This is a genomic window from Synechococcus sp. H70.1 (assembly GCF_047502705.1).
Taxonomy (GTDB): Bacteria; Cyanobacteriota; Cyanobacteriia; order Thermostichales; family Thermostichaceae; genus Thermostichus.
In genome coordinates this window covers 21,795-27,996 of record NZ_JANSIV010000104.1, presented here as the reverse complement: position 1 = coordinate 27,996, position 6,202 = coordinate 21,795, and the positions used below count along the sequence as shown (strand labels likewise).

General features: G+C 61.7%; 7 protein-coding genes and 1 tRNA gene. 2 read left to right on the top strand and 6 right to left on the bottom strand.

Features of this window, described 5'->3' with window-relative positions:
- Nucleotides 1-5: 5 nt before the first annotated feature.
- The 4 genes from NW827_RS07800 to NW827_RS07785 form a co-directional block, all read right to left on the bottom strand.
- A tRNA-Gly gene (locus NW827_RS07800) sits at nucleotides 6-76 on the bottom strand.
- Nucleotides 77-181: 105 nt separating this feature from the next.
- A complete protein-coding gene (locus NW827_RS07795) occupies nucleotides 182-616 on the bottom strand; it encodes a 2TM domain-containing protein (protein ID WP_414403831.1) in 435 nt (144 codons plus the stop codon).
- A 95-nt stretch (nucleotides 617-711) separates the two neighbouring features.
- Complete coding sequence (locus tag NW827_RS07790; RefSeq protein ID WP_414362850.1) at nucleotides 712-1,272, bottom strand: SRPBCC family protein; 561 nt, start codon at nucleotides 1,270-1,272, stop codon at nucleotides 712-714.
- A 95-nt stretch (nucleotides 1,273-1,367) separates the two neighbouring features.
- Nucleotides 1,368-1,613, bottom strand: a complete 246-nt coding sequence (locus tag NW827_RS07785) for a hypothetical protein (RefSeq protein ID WP_414362848.1) — start codon at nucleotides 1,611-1,613, stop codon at nucleotides 1,368-1,370.
- 334 nt (nucleotides 1,614-1,947) lie between these two features.
- On the opposite strand from NW827_RS07785, the gene lpxA reads away from it, so the two are divergent.
- Entirely contained in the window at nucleotides 1,948-2,880 is a 933-nt protein-coding gene (gene lpxA, locus NW827_RS07780) for an acyl-ACP--UDP-N-acetylglucosamine O-acyltransferase (protein ID WP_414403830.1), read from the top strand.
- Complete coding sequence (gene lpxB, locus NW827_RS07775) at nucleotides 2,877-4,067, top strand: lipid-A-disaccharide synthase (protein ID WP_414503528.1); 1,191 nt, start codon at nucleotides 2,877-2,879, stop codon at nucleotides 4,065-4,067. Before lpxA ends, lpxB begins: the two co-directional genes overlap by 4 nt.
- 2 nt (nucleotides 4,068-4,069) lie before the next feature.
- On the opposite strand, the gene NW827_RS07770 is transcribed toward lpxB, so the two are convergent.
- Together NW827_RS07770 and NW827_RS07765 are read right to left on the bottom strand one after the other, a co-directional pair.
- Nucleotides 4,070-5,131 carry a DUF1611 domain-containing protein gene (locus NW827_RS07770; RefSeq protein WP_414403828.1) on the bottom strand — a complete coding sequence of 354 codons (1,062 nt, stop codon included), beginning with the start codon at nucleotides 5,129-5,131 and terminating at the stop codon, nucleotides 4,070-4,072.
- A gap of 5 nt (nucleotides 5,132-5,136) precedes the next feature.
- Nucleotides 5,137-6,189: a dipeptide epimerase gene (locus NW827_RS07765; protein WP_414403827.1), complete on the bottom strand. Its 1,053-nt coding sequence runs from the start codon at nucleotides 6,187-6,189 to the stop codon at nucleotides 5,137-5,139.
- Between the last annotated feature and the right edge of the window lie 13 nt (nucleotides 6,190-6,202).

Genomic DNA, 6,202 nt, shown 5'->3' with positions numbered 1-6,202 from the left:
CTGGAAGCGGGCGGACGGAATCGAACCGACAACAGCAGTTTGGAAGACTGCGGTTTTACCATTAAACTACGCCCGCCCAGGTAGCTTATACTGCTAGCAAGCTATGCTAGCATCCCCTGGCGTCTTCCCTCAAGTCTTCCCTGCTTTGGCTCTAGGTCAGGATCCCGGTAGGGGAGAGGGTCTATGGTTTTCTCTGGCGTTTTCTCCGCCACTGCTGGAACTCTTTTTCGTAGCGTTCCCCCTCAGTCTGGTAGGTGTTCCAGCCCTTGAGGGCAACCGCCAGACCCCAGCCCATCAGGATAAACAGCGACCAAGACAGCCCTCCCCCAGAGAGCCAATCTAGGCTCACGAGGAAGCTGTTAACGATGGCATACCGCCCCAACAACTGGTAAAACTGCCGCTGGCGGTAGCGTTGAAACTCACGATGTTGGTTGGTCAGCTGTTGCCAGGCTCTCCATTCCCGCTCGGCCTCCTCCAGCTCTTGGGGGGAGATCCCCAGCTCGGCGGCCATTTCCTCCAGTTGGGAGCGGCTAAACTCCCCAAGGCGCCGCTGGCGAGCAATGGCCCGCTGGAGGATCTGCTGCACGTCCTCTTGGCTGTAGCGGGATCCCGACATTTGACTCCGGGGAACTTGATGACTCTTAGTTTAAGGCAGCCCAACTTGGCGGCGCCGCAAGTTGCCTTTCCTTTCGAGCCCAACCAATGGCCAACCTAGGGAGAGGATCCCCCTAGGCTTAGGCAGCGCTCCCGAATGGCCTGGAGGTTGCAGGCCAGATCGCGGCAGATGCGCCGTTCTACTAGGCCGACCGGCATGCGGCGCGGTGGCTGCACCTGCAGATGATAGGTCAGCAGGGTTTGCTGGTCTAGCCAGTCGGCCAGCTCCCAAAACCCCTCGAAGATGAGAAAGTCCCCTTCTACTTCTTGAAAGCGCAGTTGGTGGGGAAATACTTCCTCAATAGCTAGCACCACCGCTGCAGAAAACCGGGCAAACAGAACTTGCTGGGATCCCACCTGACGCACCAGTTTGCGGCCATTCTGGCTGCCGAGGAGGCGACTTTCCACCAAGTTGGGGATAAACTCCGCCAGGTGGTCGTAGTCCGTTAAAACTTGCCAGACCTGTCGTCGCTCTACCGGGATCAGGATGCGGCCTTGCACTCGGCGGCGGCGCCCCCCCAGGTCCTCCACCTCCACCTGGATGTCTGAGGGCTCCATTCCACTGAGGAGGACAGGAAGGGGGTGACCTTGGGGATCCTGTTCAAAGCTGGAAAGCATGGCAAGAAGATAGCCGACAGACCAACTGAGGAGCTGCTAGGCTAGCCCCGCAACAGGCTGAGCTCCCCTGGAGCATTGTATAGGGGATAACGCTCCTAGGAGAAAAGAGCCCGAAACCAACTTAGGATGACCTGCCAAACTTGGTCGAGGAGGGCAAAGGGATCCCGCAGCTCCTGCAGCACCTGGCGCGGGCCAATCCTAAAGACCACGTACAGCACGGCCAGGAGAACTACGATCCCCGCCGCTGTCCAGATGGCCTCCCGAACCACCCGCACCCAGAAAACCAGCATAAAAATGGCGATGGCTACAGCAGCAACCAGCGGCAGTGTCTCCAGGACCATCGCACCCTCCCCCTGAGCTTAGGTTTTGGTCTCTAACAAAGAGCAAAGCCGTCCTTCCAAGAGTACAATCGAGCCATGCAGCACCTGCAAGCAGCCGGGATGATCTGGAGAGTGCACCGCTACCATTGCCAACCCCACCGTGCTAGAGCTTGGAAGCAAGGATCGGCCGGGGGGGTGGCGGAACGGAGTCCTTGGCCAGAGGGCGGGGGAATTGCCGTGCCCAGCGCAAGAAGGAGGCGGGGAGATGCCAAAAACAGGCGGTTGAGGGATCTTATCCCCCAGAGCAAGCTAGAGACAGCTGGGAGTGTCGCCACAGTTGCTGGCTAGAGTGAAGATGAGTGTGTTAGCTTCAGCAGGATCCCCTCCCGACTTTGCAAGTGTGCCCCACCGCTCCCGTGAGCGGATTCACCCCACTGCCGTGATCCATCCAAAGGCTGAATTGCACGAGACAGTGCAGGTTGGCCCCTATGCAGTTATTGGTGAACATGTGCGCATTGGTGCCAACACGGTGGTGGGGGCCCACGTGGTCATCGACGGCTGGACGGAGATTGGGGAGGACAACCAGATTTTTCCGGGAGCGGTGCTGGGCACAGAGCCCCAGGATCTGAAGTACAACGGCGCACCCTCGCAGGTGGTTATTGGTAAAGGCAATCGCATTCGTGAGTTTGTTACCATTAACCGGGCCACCAACGAGGGGGAGGCGACGGTAATTGGCAACTACAACTTGTTAATGGCCTACGTCCATGTCGCCCACAACTGCGTCATTGAAAACCAGGTAGTAATCACCAACGCTGTCTCCCTGGCTGGCCACATTTACATTGAGTCCCAGGCGCGCATTGGCGGCATGGTCGGGATCCACCAGTTTACCCGGGTGGGGCGCCTGGCGATGGTAGGGGCCATGAGCCGGGTGGATCGCGATGTTCCGCCCTACATGTTGGTGGAGGGGCATCCCGCCCGCATCCGTGGCCTCAACTTGGTGGGGTTGCGGCGGACGAAGGGAATGGAGGGATCCCTGCCAGCTTTGCGCCAGGCCTACCGGTTGCTCTACCGCTCTGGATTGCCCCTGGAAAAGGCGCTGCAAACGCTGCGGGAGAGCCTGCGAACCGAGGACGGGCGGAGCATCTTCTCGCTGCAGGGAAAAGAACTGGTGGACGAGACGGGATCCCTGCTCCATCTGCTGCAATTTTTGGAAGATTCCCTTTCCCAACCCCAACGGCGCGGCCCTCTGCCGGCCTTGCGCCGCAGCAGAGAAGAGGACGACCTGTGAGCCATCTGTTTATCTGCACCGGAGAAGTCTCCGGGGATCTGCAGGCTGGCCATCTCATTCGCGAGCTGCTGCGCCAGCGTCCACACCTGCGCATCACGGCCGTTGGGGGAGAGGAAATGGCCGCTGCCGGAGCCCGGCTGCTGCACCGCACTACGGAGATGAGCTCCATCGGCATCCTGGAGGCCCTCCCCTTCGTCCTCCCTGCCCTGTGGACAGAGTGGAAGATCCGCCGCTTCCTGGCGCAGGACCCGCCGGATTTGGCCATCTTGGTGGACTACATCGGCGTCAACAGCCGCCTTGTCCCCCTGCTGCAGCGGTGGCGCATCCCTGCCGTTTACTACATTGCCCCCCAGGAATGGGTGTGGTCGCCCAACAGCCGCCTCACCTACCGCCTAGCTCAGCAGATACGGCTGATGGTGGCTATTTTCCCAGAAGAAGCCCGCTACTACGCCGCAGCAGGCGCCCAGGTTTGCTATGTGGGCCACCCCCTACTGGATATTTTGGGGAGGGTACCCGGTCGCGCTCAGGCCAGGGCTGAGCTAGGGATCCCTGAGGAGGCAACGGTGGTGGCGCTGCTGCCCGCCTCCCGTCGCCAGGAGCTGCGCTCCGTTCTGCCCATCCTGCTCCAGGCAGCGCGGCTGTTGCGGGCTCGTCTGCCTCAGGTGCGGTTTTGGGCGCCGCTGGCCTCGCCCCGTTTTGCCGCCCCGATTGCTCGGGCTGCCCGCCGCTATGAACTGGACGATCTCACCCTTGTCTTGCCTCGCCCTTCCCCGCCAAAGGCGCATCACCTGCTGTTGGCCGCCGCTGACCTGGTGCTGGCCAAGTCGGGCACCGTCAACTTGGAAGCGGCCATTTTGGGGATCCCGCAGGTGGTGATCTACCGCCTCAACCCCATTACCTTTTGGCTAGCCCGCCATTGGCTAAAGGTCTCAGTGCCCTTTATGTCTCCCCCCAACTTGGTGCTGATGCGCCCCATTGTGCCGGAACTGCTGCAGGAGGAGGCCCAGCCGGAGCGGGTTGCCCAACTGGCCTTGGAGCTGCTGACTCAGCCGGAGCGCCGCACCCAACTGCAGGCCGACTATGCTGCTATGCGGGCAGCGCTGGGGGAGCCGGGAGTTTTGGCCCGCGCCGCCAAGGCCATCCTGGAAGTGCTCGACAGCGAAACTCGCCCTAAGGGAGATCCCTGAGGCTAGCCTGTCGAGAGAATGGCATCCAAGAGGGGATCCGCCCCAAAGCGCACCACGTCGGTACAGGGCCGTCCGGTCTCCGCTTCCACCTGGCGGATCTGGGCCAGGGCGGCTTCTTCCTCCCAGCCAAAGGTATTGAGGGCCACCCCCACCACTGGTACGGGGGCAAAGGCACCGGCAGCTCTGGCCACTTGTTCGTACAGCTCGATGACCTTGGGCAGGGGAGGGATGGGTACGTAGTCCATCCCTTTGATGTGGGTCTGGCCAGCCCGGTGTACCAAGATCAAGTGGGTGGGCTGGGATCCCCGCAACAGGGGCAGGGTTGCTGTAGAGGCGGGGTTGAGCAGGGATCCCTGGCCTTCAATGTGCAGAATGTCATGGTCAAGGCCGTGGCGTAGCACCAGTTGCTCCACGGCACCGCTGGCGTAGTCCACCCGCACCGCATCTAGGGGCACCCCATCGCCACTGATGAGGATCCCGGTCTGCCCGGTAGCGAGAAAGCGGGAGCGCAGGCCGCGCTTCAGGCTGGCCCGGTGCAGTTCCAGGCTGGTGGACATTTTGCCCACGCCCATATCCGTGCCCACCGTCAGCACCCGTCGACAGGGGAGGGAGCGGGCTAGGCCTTTCCCTACCCCAAGACCAGGAGGTTCGCGGCGAATGTCCCAGATCCAGGCTCCCGGCTGCAGCCACTGCCGCAATTGGGGATCCTCGGCCAGAGGCGTGTGGAGACCATTCACTAGAGATAGACCGGCCTGCAGGGCTTGGTAGAGCTCCTCCCGCCACTCCGGCGGCAACTGTCCACCAGAAGGGGCAATCCCAATCACCAGCACCTCGGGGTTGTACACCAGGGCCTCTTGCACCGAGGCTACGATGGGAATGTCCTTGGCAATGCCAGTCAGTTGCGCCAGGGATCCCCCTGCCTGCTCTCGGTCAATGACGGCTACCACCGGAAAGGGCCCGTAGCGCAGCAGCCCCAGCCCCGTTTTGCCGTGCTCCCCCACCAGGCCGCCGTGGAGCAGGATAGCCATGCGAGTGTGACTGGAGAGGGATCCCACTTCCTCCATGGTACCTACTCCCGCAACTCCACCCCCAGGCCCGGTCGGTCGGTGGGGATGAGACAGCCCTCCTGCAGCAGGGCTCCGGAAAAGGGATCGTCGACAAGATTGAGGTGGCTATCTAAGTCCACATAATCCGCCAGCGGTGCCAGGTGGGCCGTTGCCGTGTTGCCCAGAGCGGTGTTGCTGTAGCAGCCTAGCATCACCTGGAGCCCATGGGATCTGGCGGTGTGGATCATGCGCCAGGCTTCGCTGAGGCCGCCGCACTTCATCAGCTTGATGTTAATGCCGTGCACGCGATCCGCCAGGGCAGGAATATCGCGGCTGTCGAAACAACTCTCATCCACAAAGATGGGCAGCTTCGACTCGTGCCACAGGGTGATCAGCTTTGCCTCCTGTCCCCTCTCCAGGGGCTGCTCCAGGTAGCTCACCCCCTGCCCTGCCAGCCAATTGCTCATGCTCAGGCTCTGCTCCAGCGTCCAAGCCCCATTGGCGTCCACCGTCAGCAGGGATCCCAGCGGAATCACCTCCTGTACAGCAATTAGCTGGTTTTGATCGGCCAGTAGGCCCAGTTCGCTGCCCAGCTTGATCTTAAAGGCCCGCGCCTGCTGGGTTTGTTCCATCCAGGCCAAAGCCCGCTGGCGCGCCTCCTGAGGGGTAGAAATGCCAATGGTTAGGGTTGTAGGGGGGATGCGGGAGCGATCCAGCCCCCACAGCTGCCACAGGGGCATCCCCAGCCGCTTGCCCATCCAGTCGTGTAGGGCCATGTCCACCGCCGCCCGTGCCGCCGAGGGGATCCCGGCCCGCAGCAGTTCTGCCTCAATGGCTTGTCGCTCCCAGGGGGAGTGGCGGCGTAGGAGCCCTTTGGCTACCTCCAAACCCATCAAGATATCCTCCAAAGATTGGTGGTAGTCCTCGCTCACTGAGAAGGGGCAAGCCTCTCCCCACCCCTCGATCCCTTCCTCCTCAATCCGCACCCAGGCCAAAGTGGCCTCTGTGTGAGTGCCGCGGCTGAGGGTGAGGGCATAGCGCTTGTGAACCGTGAAAGATTCAACGTAGAGCCGCATGGGCGATTTCCAA

Bases quoted from the DNA above. Each gene is read 5' to 3' on its own strand.
- NW827_RS07795 (WP_414403831.1), bottom strand. From the start codon at position 616: ATGTCGGGATCCCGCTACAGCCAAGAGGACGTGCAGCAGATCCTCCAG.
- NW827_RS07790 (WP_414362850.1), bottom strand. From the start codon at position 1,272: ATGCTTTCCAGCTTTGAACAGGATCCCCAAGGTCACCCCCTTCCTGTC.
- NW827_RS07785 (WP_414362848.1), bottom strand. From the start codon at position 1,613: ATGGTCCTGGAGACACTGCCGCTGGTTGCTGCTGTAGCCATCGCCATT.
- lpxA (WP_414403830.1), top strand. From the start codon at position 1,948: ATGAGTGTGTTAGCTTCAGCAGGATCCCCTCCCGACTTTGCAAGTGTG.
- NW827_RS07770 (WP_414403828.1), bottom strand. From the start codon at position 5,131: ATGGAGGAAGTGGGATCCCTCTCCAGTCACACTCGCATGGCTATCCTG.
- NW827_RS07765 (WP_414403827.1), bottom strand. From the start codon at position 6,189: ATGCGGCTCTACGTTGAATCTTTCACGGTTCACAAGCGCTATGCCCTC.